Source organism: Streptomyces chartreusis, from assembly GCF_008704715.1.
GTDB classification, from domain to species: domain Bacteria; phylum Actinomycetota; class Actinomycetes; order Streptomycetales; family Streptomycetaceae; genus Streptomyces; species Streptomyces chartreusis.
The window spans coordinates 4,842,559-4,862,756 of record NZ_CP023689.1; the positions used below are offsets into that span (position 1 = coordinate 4,842,559).

16 protein-coding genes are annotated in these 20,198 nt (G+C 71.2%); 11 read left to right on the forward strand and 5 right to left on the reverse strand.

All coding sequences use genetic code 11. The features are described from left to right. The first annotated feature begins 172 nt into the window (after positions 1 to 172). Positions 173 to 1,090: a hypothetical protein gene (locus tag CP983_RS21035; protein WP_150501133.1), complete on the forward strand. Its 918-nt coding sequence runs from the start codon at positions 173 to 175 to the stop codon at positions 1,088 to 1,090. Here CP983_RS21035 and CP983_RS21040 read toward each other — a convergent pair. After that, positions 1,005 to 2,324 (reverse strand): aminotransferase-like domain-containing protein, encoded by a 1,320-nt coding sequence (locus tag CP983_RS21040; protein ID WP_150501135.1) that lies wholly within the window; start codon positions 2,322 to 2,324, stop codon positions 1,005 to 1,007. The genes CP983_RS21035 and CP983_RS21040 overlap by 86 nt on opposite strands. Before the next feature lie 75 nt (positions 2,325 to 2,399). Here CP983_RS21040 and CP983_RS21045 point away from each other — a divergent pair, with 75 nt between their 5' ends. From CP983_RS21045 to CP983_RS21055, 3 genes are read left to right on the forward strand one after another with little or no spacing between them, the layout of a single operon-like run. Then, complete coding sequence (locus CP983_RS21045; RefSeq protein ID WP_150501137.1) at positions 2,400 to 3,212, forward strand: alpha/beta fold hydrolase; 813 nt, start codon at positions 2,400 to 2,402, stop codon at positions 3,210 to 3,212. Between the two features lie 42 nt (positions 3,213 to 3,254). After that, a complete protein-coding gene (locus tag CP983_RS21050) occupies positions 3,255 to 4,256 on the forward strand; it encodes an endonuclease/exonuclease/phosphatase family protein (protein WP_167537743.1) in 1,002 nt (333 codons plus the stop codon). A gap of 29 nt (positions 4,257 to 4,285) precedes the next feature. Then, positions 4,286 to 6,229, forward strand: a complete 1,944-nt coding sequence (locus tag CP983_RS21055) for an FUSC family protein (protein WP_150501138.1) — start codon at positions 4,286 to 4,288, stop codon at positions 6,227 to 6,229. A gap of 95 nt (positions 6,230 to 6,324) precedes the next feature. On the opposite strand, the gene snpA is transcribed toward CP983_RS21055, so the two are convergent. Next, the gene (snpA, locus tag CP983_RS21060) at positions 6,325 to 6,972 is read right to left on the reverse strand and encodes a snapalysin (RefSeq protein ID WP_373309885.1); all 648 of its coding nucleotides are present in this window, start codon (positions 6,970 to 6,972) and stop codon (positions 6,325 to 6,327) included. 178 nt (positions 6,973 to 7,150) lie between these two features. On the opposite strand from snpA, the gene CP983_RS21065 reads away from it, so the two are divergent. Then, the gene (locus tag CP983_RS21065) at positions 7,151 to 8,095 is read left to right on the forward strand and encodes a LysR family transcriptional regulator (protein ID WP_107904890.1); all 945 of its coding nucleotides are present in this window, start codon (positions 7,151 to 7,153) and stop codon (positions 8,093 to 8,095) included. 17 nt (positions 8,096 to 8,112) lie between these two features. Here the strand turns inward: CP983_RS21065 and CP983_RS21070 are convergent, their stop codons facing one another. Beyond that, positions 8,113 to 10,194, reverse strand: a complete 2,082-nt coding sequence (locus CP983_RS21070) for a PhoX family protein (RefSeq protein ID WP_150501140.1) — start codon at positions 10,192 to 10,194, stop codon at positions 8,113 to 8,115. Between the two features lie 276 nt (positions 10,195 to 10,470). On the opposite strand from CP983_RS21070, the gene CP983_RS21075 reads away from it, so the two are divergent. The 6 genes from CP983_RS21075 to CP983_RS21100 all read left to right on the forward strand — a co-directional run bounded on the left by CP983_RS21075 (position 10,471) and on the right by CP983_RS21100 (position 17,244). Continuing rightward, complete coding sequence (locus tag CP983_RS21075) at positions 10,471 to 11,964, forward strand: VWA domain-containing protein (RefSeq protein ID WP_150501142.1); 1,494 nt, start codon at positions 10,471 to 10,473, stop codon at positions 11,962 to 11,964. 167 nt (positions 11,965 to 12,131) lie between these two features. Then, positions 12,132 to 13,847, forward strand: coding sequence for a methionine--tRNA ligase (metG, locus tag CP983_RS21080; RefSeq protein WP_150501144.1), 1,716 nt, complete (start codon positions 12,132 to 12,134; stop codon positions 13,845 to 13,847). Between the two features lie 41 nt (positions 13,848 to 13,888). Beyond that, a complete protein-coding gene (gene metG, locus CP983_RS21085; RefSeq protein WP_150501146.1) occupies positions 13,889 to 15,457 on the forward strand; it encodes a methionine--tRNA ligase in 1,569 nt (522 codons plus the stop codon). A 117-nt stretch (positions 15,458 to 15,574) separates the two neighbouring features. Then, positions 15,575 to 16,051, forward strand: a complete 477-nt coding sequence (locus tag CP983_RS21090) for a hypothetical protein (protein WP_107904894.1) — start codon at positions 15,575 to 15,577, stop codon at positions 16,049 to 16,051. 85 nt (positions 16,052 to 16,136) lie between these two features. After that, entirely contained in the window at positions 16,137 to 16,502 is a 366-nt protein-coding gene (locus tag CP983_RS21095; RefSeq protein ID WP_030950219.1) for a PH domain-containing protein, read from the forward strand. 61 nt (positions 16,503 to 16,563) lie between these two features. Continuing rightward, a complete protein-coding gene (locus CP983_RS21100; RefSeq protein ID WP_125527308.1) occupies positions 16,564 to 17,244 on the forward strand; it encodes a nucleotidyl transferase AbiEii/AbiGii toxin family protein in 681 nt (226 codons plus the stop codon). Between the two features lie 37 nt (positions 17,245 to 17,281). Here CP983_RS21100 and CP983_RS21105 read toward each other — a convergent pair whose 3' ends face one another. After that, positions 17,282 to 18,241, reverse strand: coding sequence for an intradiol ring-cleavage dioxygenase (locus CP983_RS21105; RefSeq protein ID WP_150501148.1), 960 nt, complete (start codon positions 18,239 to 18,241; stop codon positions 17,282 to 17,284). A gap of 129 nt (positions 18,242 to 18,370) precedes the next feature. Further along, positions 18,371 to 20,134: an aspartate--tRNA ligase gene (gene aspS / locus CP983_RS21110; protein WP_150501150.1), complete on the reverse strand. Its 1,764-nt coding sequence runs from the start codon at positions 20,132 to 20,134 to the stop codon at positions 18,371 to 18,373. Positions 20,135 to 20,198 lie beyond the last annotated feature (64 nt).

Below are 20,198 nucleotides of genomic sequence, written 5' to 3' on the forward strand. Positions count from 1 at the left end.
CGCTGTCGGCGGCCGGGCCGACCCGTTTCCCCTTATCCACCCACGAACCCGGTCCTCTCCCCTGATCCATGAGACACCCGTTCGGGTGAACCCTCCACCGGAGAGCGGTGCCGTGCGGCCGTATGCGGGCGTCCCGCTGGCGCATCCGCCCCGGTGACCCTTGCCTGAAGGGGTGTCCACCCGTCTCCGCAACGCCCTGTCGGCAGCGCTGATCGCCCTGTCGTGCCTGCTCGTGCCGTTCGGCGCGCTCGCGGCCTGCGTGACGTACGGGCTGGCCGACACCGGCCGGTACGTCACGGCGATGGCGCCGCTCGCCGCGGACCCGGCCGTGCAGGGCGCGGTCGCGGACTCCGTCGAGGGCGGGATCCTGGACGAGGTCGACGACCGGCTGGAGGCGTCGTCCGCGGCGCCGGAGCCCGGCAGTGTGCGGCCCTTCGTGGACGACGCGGTGCGCTCGTTCACCCGCACCGACGCCTTCCGCACGGCGTGGGACGCGGGCAACAGGGCCGTCCACGACGCCGTGCTGCGGGCCCTGCGGGACGACCGCGAGCGCGCGGTCACCGTCGACCTGGCCCCGATCACCGCGCAGGTCAAACGCCGGCTCACCGAGGACCACGTCCTTCTCGCCCGGCGCATCCCGGTCGAGCACACCGAGGTCCCCGTGCTCCCGGCGGACGAGGTCGCCCGGCTCAGGAAGGGGTACGACGTGCTGGAGGTCGCCGGGTTCTGGCTGCCGGTCTCGGCGGCCGTCCTCGCCACGGCCGGTATCGCCGTCGCCGCGTGCCGCCGCCGCGCGGTCACCGCGACCGCCCTGGGCACGGCGCTGGGCGGCGCGCTCCTCGCCCTCGCGGTGGCGATCGGCCGCCGCCTCACCCTGGCCGACATCGGGGAGGCGGCGCACCGCCCGGCGGCGGGCGCGATCTACGACGCCCTGACGCAGACCCTGCGCACGGTGTCCTGGCTGCTGGTCGTCCTCGGTCTGGCCGTGGCCCTGGCGTGCCGGTTCACGGAGTTCCTCGCGCGACGCCGGCGAGCGTCCGCAGCGCCCGCCGCAGATCCGGCTCAGGAGCCGACGCGAGCCCGAGTCTGACGGCGTCCGGGGTGCGGTGGGGGTCGACGGCGAAGGCCGGGCCCGGCGTCACCGCGATGCCGTGCACGGCCGCGGCGGCCGTGAAGGTGTCGGCCCGCCACGGTGCGGGCAGCTCCCACCAGGCGAAATAGGCGCGCGGATCGGACCGTACGGCGAAGTCCCGCAGCTCCTCGGCGACCACCCGCTGTCTGCGTGCCGCGTCCGCCCGCTTCGCCGCGACCAGCCGCCGCACGGTGCCCTCCTCGATCCACCGCACGGCCGCCTCCAGCGCGAAGCGGCCCGCGCTCCAGCCGCCGGACCGCACGGCCGCCGCCACCGCCTCGACGCGGGCCTCGGGGACTGCGACGAAGCCGACGGTGAGGCCGGGGGCGACGCGCTTGGAGAGGCCGTCGACGACATGGGTGAGGCCCGGCGCGTGCGCGGCGAGGGGGTCGTCGTCCGTGAGGAAGGACCAGATCCGGTCCTCGACGACGGGGATGCCCAGGTCGAGCGCGGTGCGGGCGAGCAGGCGCCGGCGCTCGGGGCCGGTCGTCAGCGAGGTCGGGTTGTGCAGGGTGGGCTGGAGGTAGAGCGCGGCCAGGGGAGCGCTGCGGTGGGCGGCGGCGACGGAGTCGGGGCGCGGGCCCTCCTCGTCGGTGGCCAGCGGCACCAGGGTGATGCCGAGCCGGGCGGCGATCTCCTTGACCACGGGGTACGTCAGCGCCTCGACGCCGACCCGGCCGCCCGGCCGGACCAGGGAGGCGAGGGTGGCGGCGACGGCCTGGCGGGCGTTGCCGGCGAACAGCAGCTGCTCGGGGGCGGGGCGCCAGCCGGGGGTGGCGAGCAGCGCGGCCGCCGCCCTGCGGGCCGCGGAGGTGCCGGTGGCGGGGGACGGGCGCAGTGCCTCGGTGAGGACGTCGGGGCGCTGGAGCTGCGCGAGGGCCGGGGCGAGCAGCTCGGACTGGCCGGGAACGGAGGGGTAGTTGAGCTCCAGGTTGACCGGCGCCGCGGTCGCGGCCTCGACGAGGGCCCGGCCGGTGCCCTCGGGAGCGGCCCGTACGAAGGTGCCGCGGCCGACCTCGCCGACGACCAGCCCGCGCCGTACGAGTTCGGCGTAGACCCGACCGGCCGTCGACCCGGCGATCCCGCGCCGGCGCGCGAACACCCGCTGCGGGGGCAGCCGCTGGCCGGGCCTGAGCCGTCCGGCGGTGATGTCGTCGGCCATGCGGTCGGCGATGCGCCGGTAGTCGTTCACGTGTCCTCCCTGACATTGCACCGAGGGCAAAGATCTTATTGCACCGAGGAGTTGAGGCGATCTAGGGTCGTTCACATGACCCCTTTCCTCGCATACGAGGACAAAGGCGCCGATAGTTCGTCGGTCCCCCTCGTCCTCGTCCACGGCCATCCCTTCGACCGCACGATGTGGGCCCCGCAGATCGGGACGTTCTCCGCCACCCGCCGGGTCGTCGCCCCCGACCTGCGCGGCTACGGCGCCTCCCCCGTCGTCCCCGGCATCACCCCGCTGTCCGTCTTCGCCGCGGACATCGAGACCCTGCTGGACGACCTGGAGGTGGACACCTTCGTCCTCGGCGGTCTGTCGATGGGCGGCCAGATCGTCATGGAGTGCTACGCCCGCTTCCCCGACCGCATCCGGGGACTGGTCCTCGCCGACACCTTCCCCGCGGCCGAGACCGAGGACGGCAGGCGGACCCGCGCCGCCATGGCGGACCGGCTGCTGCGCGAGGGCATGCGCGGATACGCCGACGAGGTGCTGGAGCTGATGGTCGCGCCGTACGCGTCCGCCGAGGTCAAGGCCCACGTCCACGGCATGATGACGGCGACCCCGCCCGAGGGGGCCGCGGCGGCCCTGCGCGGCCGTGCCGAACGCCCCGACTACCGCGAGCTGCTCACCCGGGTCACCGTCCCCGCGCTGGTCGTCGTGGGCGCCGACGACACCTACACCCCGGTGCCGGACGCCGAGGCCATGCACTCGGCACTCCCGCACTCGACGCTCCGGGTGATCGAGGGAGCGGCCCACATGCCGAACCTGGAGCGGCCGCGGGAGTTCGACGAGGCGCTGGCCGCGTTCCTGGAGCACGTCGACGGCTCCTCGCAACCTTCGCCCCACGGGCCCCGTCTTTGAGGGAGGATTCGGGCATCGCACCCGCGAGCGGAAGGCCGGGACTTGGACACTGCGGCTGCCGAGTGGACGGCACGACCGGACGGCATGCCCCAACGGCGCGGCGGCCGGCGGTTCGGCGCCTGGGTGGCCGGCCTGATGTTCCTGCTCGTCAGCGTGGTCGTCGGCTGCCGGATCGCCGACACCGACGGCATCACCCCCGTCCCGCAGCTCCTGGCGTTCCTGCCGTGGCTGCTCGTGCCCGCCGGCTTCGGGCTGCTGCTCGCCGTGCTGGGCCGCTGGTGGTTCGGCGTCGTGTGGGCACTCGCGCTGCTCGGCGCTCTTGCCTGGTTCATCGAGCCGTACGGCAGGACGACCCAGCCGGTCGGGCCCCCGGTCGTCTCCTTCCGGGTGCTGACCTCGAACGTCGAGTTCGGGCAGGCCGCCGACGCCCTCGCCGCCGCGGTCCGCCGCGCGAAGCCGGACATCGTGTTCGTCCAGGAGTGCGACGCCGGCTGCGACGACACCCTCAGGAAGGAACTGGGCGGCGACTATCCGCACCGGGCCGCGACCGTGCTCGCCGGCTCGAAGGGCTCCCTCGTCCTCAGCCGCTTCCCCCTCGACGCCGCCGACGACGTCCCCGGCACCATGGCCATGCCCGGCGCCGTCGCCGACGTGCGCGGGAACGCCGTACGGCTCCAGCTCGCCCACCCCATGCCGCCGCTGCCCGGCCGGACCGACGTGTGGCGGCGCGAGCTCGGCGAGCTGCGGGACTTCGCCGCCGAGGACCACCGCACGCCCCTCGTCCTCGCCGGGGACTTCAACGCCTCCCAGGACCACGCCGCCTTCCGCCGCATCCTGGACACCGGCATGCAGGACGCCGCCCGGCTCGACGGTCACGACCGCACGCCCAGCTGGCCGGCCCGCACGACACCGACGTTCGGTGTGCAGATCGACCATGTGCTGCTCTCCGAGGACTTCTCCGCGAGCGCCGTCCGCTTCCTGGACCTGGCCGGCACCGACCATCGCGCCCTTGTCGCCGACCTCACGCTCCACCAGCGACGATGAGCTGAACACGGGTGCCCATAATGGGCCGCATGCCCCGCGAGCTCCCCATCGGCCTCACACCCCCCGACTGGCTCGTGCGGAACCTGCGGGCCCAGCCCGCCCCCGTGAACTGGCCCGCCGTCGTCCGGGCGGCCGTCGCGATCGCCCTGCCGCTGGCCGTCGGCCTCGCCGTCGACCGCCCCTTCTACGGCGCCCTCGCCTCCATGGGCGCCCTCAACGGCGTCATCAGCGACACCGCGGCCGCCTACCGCGTCCGGATCCCCACGATCGCCATCCCGCAGCTCTTCGGCGCCGTCGGCGTCACCGTCGGCGCTCTGGTGTACGGGCGCGGCTGGGTCGCCGTCGCCGCCGTCACCGGGGTGGCGCTGGTCTCCGGGATGATCTCGACCATCGGCGCGGTCGCCTCCGCGTCGGGCCTGGTGCTGCTGCTGACCTGCGTGGTCGGCGCGGGGCTGCCGATGCCGGGCGAGTGGTGGCTGGCGCCGCTGCTGATGTCCGGCGGCGGACTGCTCGTCCTGCTCCTCGCGCTGCTCGCCTGGCCGCTGAGATCGGGGGTGCCGGAACGGTCCGCGGTCGCCGACACCTACCGCAGGGTCGCCGCGCTGCTGACGGCCGTCGACGGCGACACCCAGGACTACGACGACGCCCGGCACGCCGTCACCCAGTCCCTGAACCAGTCGTACGACATCGTCCTCGCCCACCGTGCCCGCCACCACGGCCGCAGCCCCGAACTCGCCCGGCTGCTCGCCCAGTTGAACGCCATCACGCCGGTCGTGGAGGCCGCCCCCGCGGCCCGCCTCAGCGGCATCCGGCTGCCGCCCGAGATCCCGGAGGCGGTACGGCATCTCGCGTCCGCCGTCGAGACCGGGTACACCGGCCCGATAGGGCTGAAGACGCCCGTCCCGGCCACCGAGACCGCCCGCGCCGTCGAACACGCCCTGCGCCACGCCGCCGAGGTCGTCGCCAACCCCGACGTCGACCCGCGCGGCATCGACGACCGCCTCGGCCGGCCCGCCGCGCTGAGCATCCGGGCCGCGCGCGCAGCCCGCAACGTCGCGCTGTCCGCCGCGTCCTGGCGCTACGGCCTGCGCCTGGCCCTGTGCATCGGCATCGCCCAGGTGCTGGTGTCGATCACCGCCGTGCCCCGCTCCTACTGGGTCGCCCTGACCATCACCTTCGTCCTCAAGCCCGACTTCGGCTCCGTCTTCTCCCGGGCGCTGCTGCGGGCCCTCGGCACGGTCGCCGGGCTGGTGATCGCGGCGGCGGTGCTGGCGGAGGTGCCACGGGGCTGGTGGGACGTACCGGTGCTGCTGATCCTCGCGCCGCTGGTCCCGGCGCTCACACCGCGCGGGTACGGCTATCAGACGGCCGCCATCACGCCGGTGATCCTGCTCCTCTCCGACGTCCTGAACCGCCAGGGCACGGGGCTGCTGCTGCCGCGCCTGGTCGACTCCCTGATCGGGTGCGCGATCGCCCTGGTCGCCGGGTATCTGCTGTGGCTGGAGAGCTGGCACACCCGCGTCGGCGACCGGCTCGCGGGCGCGGTGGAGGACACGGCGCGCTATGTGGAGGCCGCGTTCGGGCCGGGCGCCGTCGATCCTGCGGCCCGCGCCCGGATGCGGCGCGGCCTCTACCGCGACCTCTCCGCCATCCGCACGGAGTTCCAGCGCGCCCTGACCGAACCACCGCCCACCGGCCGCCGGGCGGCCGCCTGGTGGCCCCTGGTCGTGGCGGTGGAACGGATCGTGGACGCGACCACGGCGGCACGGGTCCGGGTCCGGCACGGAGCGGCCCCGCCGTCCACCGCCGAGATCACCCAGGTGGCCCGCCAACTGCGGGAGCTGGCGGAGGGCGTACGCGAGGCCGAGACCCTCTACGAGGTCCGCACGGACCTCACGGGCCCGGCGGGAAGCGTCCTGGAGCCGCTGAGGCAGGAGGTGGCGGCGGCCCGCGCCATCACGTCCCCTCGCTGAATCCGACCTCTTCTCGGGCGTACCCAAAGGCCGGCGCGGCCGCCCCGTGCAGGAGGGCGACCGCGCCATGTGGGGGGTGGGTCTGGCCTTGCTTACTACCGGGCGGCCTTGTGCAGGGCCTTGTCCATCGCGGCTGCGAACCCGTTGGCCCACAGCTGCTCGACCTTGGCCCGCTCGTTGGCGTCCGGCTGGGAGTTGGTGCAGGACGGGCCGGGGCCGCCGCCCGACATCAGCTCGGTGCACGGACCCTCGTAGTGGTCCGGCAGGCCGAGCACGTGCCCCGTCTCGTGCGCCGTGACGCGGGTGGAGTCGTACTCCTGGTTCTGCTGGTAGTCCAGGAAGATGTAGCCGTTGCCGTGACCGTCGGTCGAGGCGTACGAGCCGCGCGGGTCATTGCCCTCGCGGTACGTGAAGTCGGCGTTCGAGCCCTCCTGGAGCTTGACGTTGGACACCGAGCCGTTCCAGATCTGGGTGCTGCGGGCTATCTGCGCGCTGAACTGGGGCGCCCCGGACGCGTCGTAGGTGACGGTGACGGCCGCGGCGCTCGGGTTCTCGGCACGCTTCTCGGCGACCGACTTCAGGACGGCCTGGAAGAAGGCCTTACTGGCGTCGGAGTCCGAGGACTTGGCGACGTAGCCGGCGTGATCGGGAGCGGCCGAGGCCGGAGCGACCGTGCCGAGGCCGAGAGCCGCTACGCCGAGACCGACCGCGACCGCCGAACGGGCGGACAGGGAAAAGGACATACGCATCGATGACTCCTAGGTGGGGGGTGAGTCGTCAAGGCGAGTGTCTGCTCCTGTGTGGCCGCTGTGATGATGGCAATCGCTGATAGCACTGCCCTATCGAGGCCCCAATTAGCAAGGATCGGAGGGGATTTGTGCGGCTGGTGAAAGCTTTGATTCCGTTTTAGTGTCCCAGGGCATGGAGCTCGAGGTGAGACACCTCCGCGCGCTGTGCGCCATAGCCGACACCGGCAGTCTGCACCGGGCGGCCCGCCAGCTGGGCGTCGCCCAGCCGTCGCTCAGCACACAACTGCGCCGGATCGAGCAGGAGCTGGGCGGAGCGCTGTTCCTGCGCGCGAGGACCGGCTGCCGCCCCACGCCGCTCGGCCGGCTGGTGCTCAGCCGCGCACGCCCCCTGGTGGCCGATATGCGCGCCCTCGTCTCCGAGGCGCGGGCGGCCGCGGCCGGCGGCCCGGAGCTGCGCGTCGGCTCCACCGCGAGCAAGGCCCTGGCGGGCTGGCTGCGCCGGCTTCGCGGGCAGGGCCAGGACCCGACACTCCACATGAACGTCTCCCCGAACGCCCTGCTGCGCATGGTCGCCGAGGGCCAGCTGGACGTCGCCTTCGTGCACGAGGTCGAGGGCTCGCCGCTGCGCATCCCGCCGGAGCTGCGGCTACGCGTGTTGATGGAGCGCGAACCGCAGTTCGTGTCACTGCCGACCGACCATCCGGCCACCGCGAAGTCGGAGGTCAGCCTGCGTGACCTGGCCGACGACCGCTGGATGGTCGACCCGACGGTCGACGGGGAGTGGGACGCCGTGCAGCGGATGTTCCGGGCGGCCGGCGTCAACCCTCACGTCCTGCACGGCGACTACTACACGGCCGACTCCCTGGTCGCCACCGGCGAGGTCGTCGCCGTCTGCCAGCCGACCCACGCCGACAGCCCCACGATGGCGGTACGGCGCCTGCACGGCGACCCGCTCGGCGTACGCCTCCTCCTCGCGGCCCGCACGGAGACGGACCTCGACGGGGTGTATCCCGCGCTGGAGGAGGCGTACTGGGAGGCGGCGCGGCAGGCGCCCGCGTACCGGGAGTGGCTGGAACACGACGACGAACCGCAGCCGCCGGTCCCAGCACTCCCGTAGGGCCTGATGCCACCGGCTCAGACGCCGATGTCGCAGCCGTCCTTGCGCCAGACGGCCACGACGGCCGGCCGGTTGATCTTGCCGGCGCCGTCGGGCCAGGCGCTCAGCGGCTTCTCGGCCGTCGCGCCGTCGATCTCGCCCGGGTGCTGCACGGCGACGAGCACCCGGCGGTCCTGGATGACCGGGCCGCAGGTCTCGGCGCCGTTCGGCATCGTCAGGAACTGCTTCAGCTCACCGCGGCGGTCACCGCGGGTGGCGACGCCGAAGAGGCCGTCGTGGTTGCCGAGGGCGTTGCCGTCGGTGGAGATCCACAGGTTGCCGTAGGAGTCGAAGGCGACGTTGTCCGGGCAGGAGATCGGGGAGACGTCGTCCTTCGGGAACCCGGCGAAGTAGGTGGCCGGGTCGCTCGGGTCGCCCGCGACCAGGAACAGCGTCCAGGCGAACTTCTTGCTGTCGGCGCGGTTCCAGCGCTCGGTCAGCTCCAGGATCTGGCCGTGCTTGTTGGCGTTGCGCGGGTTGGCCTCGTCGGCCTTCGCGTTCGAGCCGACACCGCGGTTGGAGTTGTTGGTGAGGGCGACGTACACCTTGCCGGTGTGCGGGTTGGGCTCGATGTCCTCGGGCCGGTCCATCTTCGTCGCGCCGACCTTGTCACCGGCGAGACGCGTGAAGACGAAGACCTCCTCGGCGCTCATGCCCTCGACGTGCGAGACGGCGCCCTTGGCGGTCGCCGTGGCCAGCGGGATCCACTCGCCGCTGCCGTCGAACTCGCCGTCGGCGGGAAGCTTCCCGCTGCCGTCGATCTCGATGGCCGGGGAGTCACCGGTGAGCCTGGCGACATAGAGGGTGCCCTCGTCGAGCAGCGAGAGGTTGTGCTCGCGCACGGCGCGGGACGACCCCTTCTTCATCCGCTTGCTGCCGATGAACTTGTAGAAGTAGTCGAAGCGCTCGTCGTCACCGGAGTAGACGACGGGGCGGCCGTCGTCGGTGAGCCGCACGGTGGCGCCCTCGTGCTTGAAGCGGCCGAGCGCGGTGCGCTTGCGGGGCTTGGCGGTGGGGTCGTACGGGTCGAGCTCGACGACGAATCCGAACCGGTGCGGCTCGTTCGGCTCCTGGGCCACGTCGAAGCGCTTGTCGAAACGCTCCCACTTGCGCTCGGTCGCACCGGTGCCGAGGCCGTAGCGCTTGTCCGTCGCCCGCGTGGCGTTGGCGAAGTACTGGTTGAAGTTCTCCTCGCCGTGCAGTGTGGTGCCCCACGGGGTGACACCGCCGGAGCAGTTGTTGAGCGTGCCGAGGACCTTGGTGCCGGTCGGGTCGGCGGAGGTCTTCAGCAGGTCGGAGCCGGCCGCCGGGCCGGTGACCTTGAACTCGCTGGTGGCGGTCACACGGCGGTTGAGCGGGTGCCGGGCGACGGGCGTGAGCTTCCCGGACCGCCGGTCCTCCTCGACGACGACGGCGGACAGGCCGTGCGCGGCCCAGGCGACCTCGACCTGCTGCTTCGTCGGGTTGGCGGCGTCGTAGCCACGGAACATGAGCACTTCGTCGGTGTACTCGTGGTTGGCGACGAGGACCTGCCGGTGGCGCTCGCCCGGCAGCGGCAGCAGAGCGAGGAAGTCGTTGTTGTAGCCGAACTGCTTCGACTGCGACTCGGCGGTCTGGTTCTCCGGGTCGAAGGCGGGCGCACCGCGCAGGATGGGCTCGCCCCAGCGGATGACGACGTTCTGCGCGTAGCCGTCCGGGACGGTCACGGTGTCGGCGGTGTTCGGCGCGACGGGCTCGAAGCGCAGACCGCGCGCGCCGCGGGAGGCGTGGCGGGTGCTGGTCGCGGCGGTGGCGGCGGCCGGCTCGGCGGCGCTCGCCTTCGGGGCGGCGACGGTGGCGGAAGCGCCGACCGCGGTGGCCGCGGTGACGACGGCCGCGGCGCGCATCACCGTACGGCGGCTGAGGGCGTCGGCGATGACATCACCGACATATGGGTTGGTAGTGGTGTTCGGCACCTCGTGGAAACAGGCGTCTCCACACCGGAAACGGCAGGTCAGGGCTGCTCTGCCACCATGATGCGAGTCGTTGTTGACGCTGACGATCGGCAACTGAATACGCATGGCTCTTGGTACTCCCCTTGCTTCCCCTTGAATGCAGCGTGGGGGACGGTAGAAGCACGTTTGTGCGGGAGCGGGGCGTTTGAATGAACGAAGGGTGAACCAGGGGTGGATGTACGGCAGTTGATACGCCGCCGTTGATCGACCCGAAGGGCCACTTGACTCCTGAGGACCTCAGGTGTCCGCCCCTCCCCAAGATCGCCATCCGGGGCCGCTAACCTTACGTGTCCGTCCTGGCCAGGGATCTACGGGCATCAACTCACGCGAAGGGTTGCGCACATGGGCATTCTCACTCTCCTGCGGAACGCATTCGGCCGGTCACGCAAAGCGCGTACCGCCGAAGCAGAGGGTGCGACGACGCCTTCGCCGGAAGCCCGGCCGACGGTCCCGTCCCCGTCCCCGGAACCCCAGCCGGCCCCGTCCGCCCAGGTCCCGGAACCCCGAAGCGCGGACCGCCCGGCCCCGGAGGCGACGAAGCCGACCGAACCGACCGACCAGGACGACGAGCACGACCTGGTCTCGGCAGCCTTCGACAACGTGACGGTCCCGAAGCCGGCGGAGCCGGTGGAACCGACGGCCGCGGAAGCCGCGCCGGTCGCCCAGGAGCCGGTGGTGGCTGAGGCGACGCCGGTCGAGGAAGAGCCGGTGGCGGTCGAGGATCCGGTGGTCGCCGAGGAGGCGCCTGCCGAGGAGCCCGCCACGGAGGCGCCGGCCGCTGAGGCGCCGGCCGCCGAGGAGCCCGTCACGGAGGCGCCGGTCGCCGAGGAGACGGTGGCCGAGGAGCCGGTCGCTGAGACCCCCGTCGTCGAAGAGGCCGTCGTCGAGGAGACCCCGGTCGCCGCGGAGCCGGCCGTAGAGGAGCCGGTGGCTGAGGAGCCCGCGGCTGCCGAGGAGCCCGCGCCGGTCGCCGAGGTCGAGCCGGAGACGGCCCCCGAGCCCGAGGCGTCCGTCGAGGTCACGCCCGAGGCCGAGCCGGAGCCCGCCGCGGAGGCCGAGCCGGTCGCCGAGGCCGCTCCGGCCGAGGCGGTCGAGGACGACGGAGCCGCGGTCGCCGACGGCGGGGACGCCGTACAGGGGCCACTCGCAGCCGACGACGAGAGCCGCACGGGTGGTGCGGGTGGGAACAACCAGGCCGAAGGCGAAGCCGAGGCCACGGCCACCCCACCCGCCGTCGCCCTCGCAAAGGCCGGCCTCACCACCGCCCGCGCCAAGGTCTACCTCGTCCTCGACCGCTCCGCGAGCATGCGCCCGTACTACAAGGACGGCTCCGCCCAGGCCCTCGCCGACCAGACCCTCGCCCTCGCCGAGCACCTGGACCCCGACGCCCCCGACACCGCCGTACACGTCGTCTTCTTCTCCACCGAGGTCGACGGCACCACCGACCTCACCCGCACCTCCTCCGAGACCGCGATCGACGACGCGCACGCCGGCCTCGGCCGCATGGGCCGCACCAGCTACCACGCCGCCGTGGAAGCCGTACTCGCCCACTACGACAAGAACGCCACCCCCGGCGCCCCCGCCCTCGTCGTCTTCCAGACCGACGGCGCCCCCGACGCCAAGACCCCGGCCACCCACGCCCTCACCGAAGCCGCGAAGAGCCACCCCTCGGTGTTCTTCTCCTTCATCGCGTTCGGCGACCACGACAACAAGGCGTTCGACTACCTCCGCAAGCTGAAGACCGACAACACGGCCTTCTTCCACACGGGCCCGACCCCCCTGGAGCTCACGGACGCGGAGCTCTACGACGGCGTACTGATCGACTGGCGCCCGTAGCCCCCGTAGATCACCACCGTCAGACAACAGTCACCACCGAAGATCCCCGGTCGGCCGCCCCCTTCCCACCCCTCAAAACGGGAAGCGGGCGGCCCACCCATGTCGGCTACGATTTCAAGGTTCGCAAAGAACCAAGAACCCGAAATCCGACCTGGGAGCAGCCCCCGATGGCTCGACACCTCATCACCAGCGCCCTTCCGTACATCAACGGAATCAAGCACCTGGGCAACATGGTGGGGTCCATGCTCCCGGCGGACGTGTACTCCCGGTACCTCCGCCAGCGCGGCCACGACGTCCTCTACATCTGCGCCACCGACGAGCACGGCACCCCCGCCGAGCTCGCCGCGAAGGAGCAGGGCATCCCGGTCGCGGACTTCTGCGCGCAGGCCCACGACGCGCAGAAGGCGGTCTACGACGGCTTCGCGCTGGCCTTCGACTACTTCGGCCGCAGCTCCAGCCCGCAGAACGTCGAGATCACCCAGCACTTCGCCCGCAAGCTGCACGAGAACGGCTTCATCGAAGAGCGCGCGATCCGCCAGGTGTACAGCCCCGCGGACGGCCGCTTCCTCCCGGACCGCTACGTCGAGGGCACCTGCCCCCACTGCGGCTACGACAAGGCCCGCGGCGACCAGTGCGAGAACTGCACGCGCGTCCTGGACCCGACCGACCTGATCAACCCGCGCTCCGCGATCTCCGGCTCCACGGACCTGGAGGTCCGCGAGACCAAGCACCTCTTCCTCCTGCAGTCCAAGCTGCAGAACGAGGTCAAGGAGTGGGTCTCCCGCCACGACGGCGTGTGGCCGCACCTGGCGTCCTCCATCGCCCACAAGTGGCTGACCGAGGGCCTGCACGACCGCGCGATCACCCGTGACCTGGACTGGGGCGTGCCCGTCCCGGCGGACACGTGGCCGGAGCTGGCGGCCGAGGGCAAGGTCTTCTACGTCTGGTTCGACGCCCCGATCGAGTACATCGGCGCGACGAAGGAGTGGTCGGACCAGGACCCGGAGAACCGCGACTGGAAGTCGTGGTGGTACGAGGCCGACGACACCGTCCGCTACACCGAGTTCATGGCGAAGGACAACGTCCCCTTCCACACCGTGATGTTCCCGGCCACCGAGCTCGGCATCCGCGAGCCGTGGAAGAAGGTCGACTTCGTCAAGGCCTTCAACTGGCTGACGTACTACGGCGGAAAGTTCTCCACGTCCCAGAAGCGCGGTGTCTTCACCGACCAGGCCCTGGAGATCCTGCCCGCCGACTACTGGCGCTACTTCCTGATCGCCAACGCCCCCGAGTCCGACGACTCGTCCTTCACCTGGGAGCACTTCACGGCCACGGTGAACAAGGACCTGGCCGACACCCTCGGCAACTTCGTCAACCGCGTGCTGTCCTTCTCCAAGAAGCGCTTCGGCGAGGAGGTCCCGGCGGGCGGCGAGCCCGGTGAGGCGGAGGCGAAGCTCGGCGAGCAGATCGCCGAACTCCTCGCCGAGTACGAGTCGCAGATGGAGGCGCTCCAGTTCCGCAAGGCGGCCGCCGCCCTGCGCGCCCTGTGGTCGGCCGGCAACTCCTACCTGGAGGAGAAGGCCCCCTGGCTGGAGATCAAGACCGACAAGGACGGCGCGGCCCTCACCCTGCGCACCGCGATGAACCTGATCCACCTCTACGCGGTGGTCTCGGAGCCCTTCATCCCGGCCAGCTCGGCCGCCATGCGCCAGGCGTTCGCCCTGACCGACGACACGGCGACCTGGATCACGCAGGACGAGGCCAGGTCCCTCACGGCCGTCCCCGTCGGCACCCCCTTCACCGTCCCCCCGGTCCTCTTCGCCAAGCTCACGGACGAGGACCTGGAGACCTACAAGGAACGCTTCGGCGGCGAGGCCGTTTAAAGCAGGTGAGGGCCGTCGCCGGGGTGTGATGGAGTGAGGTCATGACGTACTACGTCACGACCCCCATCTACTACGTCAACGACGCCCCGCACCTGGGTCACGCCTACACCACCCTCGCGGCCGACGTCCTCGCCCGCTGGCATCGCCGGCGCGGCGAGGACGTCTGGTTCCTGACGGGCACGGACGAGCACGGGCAGAAGATCCTGCGGACCGCGGAGGCGAACGGCGTCGGCCCCAAGGAGTGGGCCGACCGGCTCGTCCACGAGTCCTGGCAGCCCCTGTGGGAGCACCTGGAGATCGCCAACGACGACTTCATCCGCACCACGCAGCAGCGGCACACGGACCGGGTGCGGGAGTTCGTCCAGGACCTCCACGACCGGGGCGAGATCTACCAGGACAGCTACGAGGGGCCGTACTGCGTCGACTGCGAGGAGTTCAAGCTCCCCGGTGAACTGCTGGACGGCGAGGGCGAGTACGCCGGCCGGAAGCTCTGCCCGATCCACAAGAAACCGGTGGAACTGCTGAAGGAGGAGAACTACTTCTTCAGGCTCAGCGCGTACACCGACCGGCTGCTCGCCCACTACGAGGCCAACCCCGGCTTCATCCAGCCCGAGTCCGCGCGCAACGAGGTCGTGAACTTCGTACGGCAGGGCCTCCAGGACCTGTCCGTCTCCCGCTCGACGTTCGACTGGGGCGTCAAGGTCCCCTGGGACGAGCAGCACGTCATCTACGTGTGGATCGACGCGCTGCTGAACTACGCCACGGCCGTCGGCTACAACGAGAACCCGGAGAAGTTCGGGTCGACCTTCCCCGCCGACGTCCACCTGGTCGGCAAGGACATCCTCCGCTTCCACGCGGTCATCTGGCCGGCCTTGCTGCTGGCGAACGGCCTGCCGCTGCCCGGCAGGATCGCCGCCAACGGCTGGCTGCTGGTCGGCGGCGAGAAGATGAGCAAGTCCAACCTGACCGGCATCAAGCCGCAGGACCTGACCGCGCACTTCGGCGTGGACGCGTACCGCTGGTACTTCCTGCGCGCGATCGCCTTCGGCCAGGACGGCTCGTTCTCCTGGGAGGACTTCTCCGCCCGCTACACCAGCGAGCTGGCCAACGACTACGGCAACCTCGCCTCCCGCGTCACCGCGATGGTCGGCGGGTACTTCGACGGCGAGCTGCCGGCCGCGACGGCCGACGGCGAGGCCGAGCGGGCGGTCCGGGAAGGGCTGGCGAGGGCCGTCGCGGAGGCCGACCGCCGGATCGGTGAGGAGCTGGACTTCCAGGGCGGCATCCTGGCCGTCTTCGACTTCGTGAAACAGGTCAACGGCTATCTCACCGAGCAGCAGCCGTGGAAGGCCGCCAAGGACCCCTCCGAGGAGGCCGCCGCCCGCCTCGCGACCATCCTCTACACGGCCGCGGAGTCCCTGCGTGCCGTGGCGGTCCTGCTGGGCCCGGTGATGCCGGAGACCTCCGGCAAGCTGTGGGAATCCCTGGGCGCCGAGGCGTCCCTCGGCGCCCTCGCGGACCAGCGGATCCAGGATGCCGCCGAGTGGGGCAGGCTCCCCGCGGGCGCCACAGTCACGAAGGGCGCTGTTCTCTTCCCACGACTGTCGTGAATTTCTTGACCGATCGGTGGCCAACTCGGGGACATCACGGGGATGTTGTCCATCCTGTTGGCATCGATCCCGCCCCGGGGGCACCATGACCCCCCGCACGACCGTATGGTTTCCGCCATGGCAGTCCCTGAGGTCATCCCGATCGCGTACGAGCCGCACGGCCGTACCGAGGCGATCGGCTTTTACGAGGACGGGCAGTTCATGGGGTCGGTGACGTACGCCTTCCCCAAGGGCTTCGAACTCGACACCGGCTGGGAAGAGCACAAACGCCTCTACGCGGTCCTGCACACGTTCGATCCCGACGGCAGGTACCGCGACTCGGAGATCTGGTGTGCCGGAACCTGGGCCGAGCAGCAGCGTGCCCCGCAGGGCGGCGACTCGCCGCTCGCCCGTGCCCGCGCCCGGCTGGCGACGCTGCTGCGCAGCCTGCCCCGGCGGACGTACACGGACATCGCGATACGTCCCTTCCAGCTCACCTTCGAGGGTGTGCTGTTCGGTCTCGTCACCGACGAGGACGACGAGGAGGCGTGGGCCGAGCTCCATCCCGACAATCTGGGCTTCGGCGAACCCTGGGACGGTTCGTACGACACCTGATCGTTTACCCCTCTATGCCTGGACCCCTCCGAGGCGCTATACATTGCGAAGATCATGTAGAGCCATCACGTGGGGGGATCCATTCATGGCGCTCTTCGGTAACGCGCACACCATCGACTCGGGTCAGGCGCAGCAGGACTTCGCCCGGCTGCTGGGTCACGGTGAGCAGGTGCACGCCGCGTACCTGCTGATACGCGACACCATCCTGTTCACCGACCGTCGTCTGATCCTGGTCGACAAGCAGGGCATCACCGGCAAGAAGGTGGAGTACCACTCCATCCCGTACCGCAGCATCACGCACTTCGCGGTCGAGACCGCGGGCACCTTCGACCTGGACGCCGAGCTGAAGATCTGGGTCTCGGGCACGCCGACGCCGATCGAGAAGACGTTCACCAAGGGCGTCGACATCTACGAGGTGCAGGCGATCCTTACGCAGTTCGTGGCGAAGTAGCCCGCACGTCCGGCCCCGCCGAGTCCGGCCGGCTCGGCGGGGCCGCCATAATCGGCGCACGATGATCCCGCTCCGCCACCACCTGCTGACCGACGTCCTCACGATCGGCGCCCCCTACCCGCTCGTGCTGGCCGGCGGGTACGCGGTCCGGGCGCACGGCCTGATGCCGGACGCCTCGGTCGAAGGGCCGCTGGAAGTGGCCACCGAGAGCCCCGAGCCGATGGACCGGGTCGCGGCGGCGGTCCGCACGGGCCTGACGGAACGCGGCTGGCTGGTGCGCCCCCTGGAGATCGACCCGCTGTCCGCGCGCCTCCTGGTCACCGGTGTGGAGGGCGCCGAGGAACACCCGGTCGACCTGGTGAAGGAAACCCTCTGGCAGCAGCCCGTCGCGACCGACCTGGGCCCCGCCCTCTCCCTCGATGACCTCATCGGCACCAAGGTCCGCGCGCTGGCCGACCGGGGCACCGCCCGCGACCTCACCGACGTCCACGCCGCCGCGGCCCACTGGAGCTTCCCCGACCTGGAGGAGCAGGGCCGGCGCCACGCCTGGGACGAGTTCGACCCGGCCGACCTCCAGTCCCGTCTGGAGGCGACGGAACTGCTGGACGACCGGGAGTTCACCACCCGGGGCCTGGACGCGGAGGCGGTGCCGGCCCTGCGCCGCTGGGTACGGGCCTGGGCCGACGACATCGCGGAGCGCCTGCTGGAGCAGGAGGCACTTCGGCCGCCCACGGAGGAGTGACGGCCGCCTCCCGCCCCACCAGGCCCTCAGGTCCGCGTCAGCTCGCCGACGCCGACGCTCCCGGCTGGACCGCGTCGTCCGTGCCGTCGTGCGTGGCCTCGGGGGCGACGCCCATCGTGATCGTGGCGACCACGCCCTTCGCGATGCCGTTCTTGCGGTACTTCAGCTTCAGCAGGCCGCCCTCGGTCCCGTTGTCCGGGTAGATGGTGTCCTCGTCGAGCGTGGTGCGGGTGGTGGTGTTCGTGGAGTACGGCGCCACCTCCGCGGAGGCGAGCACGCTCTCCTCGTCGAAGAAGAACTGACCGGTGTGGCAGGTGTTGCCGCCCTCGTAGCCGGCGTCCGTCCAGGTGCCGCTCACATGGACCTTGGTGTGGATGTGGACGCACCGGCCCTGGTACCAGCCGGGGAAGACCGTCCTGAACTCCACCGTGCCGTTGCGGTCCGTCCGCCAGGTGCCGCGCAGATAGCGCTCGTCGTCCGTCGGCTCCTGGTGGACACCGCCTCCCCCGCCGGGGCCGCCCGAGGGCTCACCGGACGGGGGCTCGCCCGTCGGCTCACCGGACGGCGGGGTGCCGCCGCCACCGCCACCGCCGCTGCCCATGTCCTCGTAACCCGAGTACACGCCCAGCGCGTTGCAGTGCCAGATGTCGACCGCGGCGTTCCTGATGGGCTTGCAGGTCTCGGAGTCGATCACCTTGAGGCGGAGGGTGAGCGGGATGCCCTCCTGGTCCTCGGTGATGTCCTTGCGGAGCTTGTCCGCGTCGATGTAGTAAGGGCCCTCGGTGGTCTCGGAGGTCAGCTTGTAGCAGGTCTCCGAGGCGCTGCCGCTCGCCGAGGCCGTGGTGCCCGCCGCGCTCTTCTCACCCGCGAAGGCGCCCGCCGCGAGGGTGCCGCCGACGCCCACGGCGACCGCCGCGCCCGCGCCGGCCGCGACGACCTTGCGACGCGTGAGGTCCTTCTTGTGTTTCGGCCCTTCGGCCGTCTGGTTTCCCGTCATGGGCAGGGAAGTTAGGGACCACGCCTGTCAGGAGCTTAGGTAAGGGCTGGGTGAGAGCCCTGCATGTGCCGCACAAAGAGAAGTGGCCCGGAACCTGCGTCGGTTCCGAGCCACCTCACTGCGTATCGCCTACTTCGGCTGCGGCTTGCGCACCGTGAGGTGCAGCTCCCTGAGCCGGGCCTCCTCCAGCTCCGTCGGCGCGCCCATCATCAGGTCCTGGGCGTTGCCGTTGAGCGGGAAGGCGATGGTCTCGCGGATGTTGGGCTCGTCCGCGAGGAGCATGACGATGCGGTCGACGCCGGGGGCGATGCCGCCGTGCGGCGGGGCGCCGAAGCGGAAGGCGCGCAGCATGCCGGCGAACTTGTCCTCGACGGTCTCGCGGTCGTAGCCGGCGATCTCGAACGCCTTCAGCATGATCTCGGGCTCGTGGTTCCGGATCGCGCCGGAGGACAGCTCGACGCCGTTGCAGACGATGTCGTACTGCCAGCCCAGGATGTCCAGCGGGTCCTGGGTCTCAAGGGCCTCGAGGCCGCCCTGCGGCATGGAGAACGGGTTGTGCGAGAAGTCGATCGCGCCGGTCTCCTCGTCCTTCTCGTACATCGGGAAGTCGACGATCCAGCAGAACCGGAAGACGCCCTCCTCGAAGTGCCCGGCACGCTTCGCGGCCTCGACGCGGACCGCACCCATGATCTTGGAGACCTCGTCGAACTCGCCCGCGCCGAAGAACACGGCGTGACCGGCGGCCAGCGACAGGCGCTTGGTCAGCTCGGCGACGTTCTCCTCGGTGAGGAACTTGGCGATCGGGCCGGTCAGCGAGCCGTCCTCGGCGACACGGACCCAGGCCAGGCCCTTCGCGCCGAGGGTGACCGCGAAGTCACCGAGCTGGTCGAAGAACTTGCGGGGCTGCGCGGAGACGTCCGGCACCGGCAGCGCACGCACGTGCTTGCCGGCGAACGCCTTGAACTCCGAGCCCTCGAAGACGTCGGTGATGTCGACGAGCTCCAGCTGGGCCCGCAGGTCCGGCTTGTCGGAGCCGTACTTCAGCATCGCCTCGCGGAACGGGATCCGCGGGAAGGGGGAGGTGACATGGCGGCCGCCGCCGAACTCCTCGAACAGCTCCGTCATGAGCTGCTCGATCGGCTGGAAGACGTCCTCCTGCTCCACGAAGCTCATCTCGACGTCGAGCTGGTAGAACTCGCCCGGCGAGCGGTCGGCGCGCGCGTCCTCGTCGCGGAAGCAGGGCGCGATCTGGAAGTAGCGGTCGAAGCCGGAGATCATCAGCAGCTGCTTGAACTGCTGGGGGGCCTGCGGCAGGGCGTAGAACTTGCCCGGGTTCAGGCGGGAGGGGACGACGAAGTCGCGGGCGCCCTCGGGGGAGGTCGCGGACAGGATCGGCGTCGCCATCTCGTTGAAGCCCAGCGCCGTCATCTTGTGGCGGATCGCCGAGATGACCGACGTACGCAGCAGGATGTTCTTGTGCATGCGCTCGCGGCGCAGGTCCAGGAAGCGGTACTCCAGGCGCCGCTCCTCGTTGACCCCGTCCTCGGTGTTGATCGTGAAGGGGAGCGGGGCGGCTGCGCCGAGCAGCTCGACCTCGCCGACCTCGACCTCGATCTCGCCGGTGGGCAGCTCGGAGTTGATGTTCTCGGCGCCACGGGAGACGACCTTGCCGTCGATCCGGACCGTGGACTCCTTGGACAGCTTGTCCAGGGCCTCGTACGCGGGGGTGCCCGGGCGGGCCACGAGCTGCGTGATGCCGTAGTGATCACGCAGATCGATGAAGAGGATGCCGCCCAGGTCGCGCCGATTGTGCAGCCAGCCACTCAGCCGGACGTCGGTGCCGACGTCAGAGGAGCGGAGCTCGCCGCAGGTGTGGGACCTGTACCGATGCATCGTCGTTCATCCAGTCTTCGCGGATCGGGGGCTTGGTTCCCGTGAATGAGGGGCTTTGTTTCAC

Excerpts from the sequence above, each read along its gene's own strand:
- CP983_RS21100 (WP_125527308.1), top strand. The coding sequence starts at position 16,564 with ATGATCCCGCTCCGCCACCACCTGCTGACCGACGTCCTCACGATCGGC.
- CP983_RS21090 (WP_107904894.1), top strand. The coding sequence starts at position 15,575 with ATGGCAGTCCCTGAGGTCATCCCGATCGCGTACGAGCCGCACGGCCGT.
- aspS (WP_150501150.1), bottom strand. The coding sequence starts at position 20,134 with ATGCATCGGTACAGGTCCCACACCTGCGGCGAGCTCCGCTCCTCTGAC.
- CP983_RS21095 (WP_030950219.1), top strand. The coding sequence starts at position 16,137 with ATGGCGCTCTTCGGTAACGCGCACACCATCGACTCGGGTCAGGCGCAG.
- CP983_RS21065 (WP_107904890.1), top strand. The coding sequence starts at position 7,151 with ATGGAGCTCGAGGTGAGACACCTCCGCGCGCTGTGCGCCATAGCCGAC.
- CP983_RS21070 (WP_150501140.1), bottom strand. The coding sequence starts at position 10,194 with ATGCGTATTCAGTTGCCGATCGTCAGCGTCAACAACGACTCGCATCAT.
- snpA (WP_373309885.1), bottom strand. The coding sequence starts at position 6,972 with ATGTCCTTTTCCCTGTCCGCCCGTTCGGCGGTCGCGGTCGGTCTCGGC.
- metG (WP_150501146.1), top strand. The coding sequence starts at position 13,889 with ATGACGTACTACGTCACGACCCCCATCTACTACGTCAACGACGCCCCG.
- CP983_RS21105 (WP_150501148.1), bottom strand. The coding sequence starts at position 18,241 with ATGACGGGAAACCAGACGGCCGAAGGGCCGAAACACAAGAAGGACCTC.
- CP983_RS21075 (WP_150501142.1), top strand. The coding sequence starts at position 10,471 with ATGGGCATTCTCACTCTCCTGCGGAACGCATTCGGCCGGTCACGCAAA.
- metG (WP_150501144.1), top strand. The coding sequence starts at position 12,132 with ATGGCTCGACACCTCATCACCAGCGCCCTTCCGTACATCAACGGAATC.
- CP983_RS21045 (WP_150501137.1), top strand. The coding sequence starts at position 2,400 with ATGACCCCTTTCCTCGCATACGAGGACAAAGGCGCCGATAGTTCGTCG.
- CP983_RS21055 (WP_150501138.1), top strand. The coding sequence starts at position 4,286 with ATGCCCCGCGAGCTCCCCATCGGCCTCACACCCCCCGACTGGCTCGTG.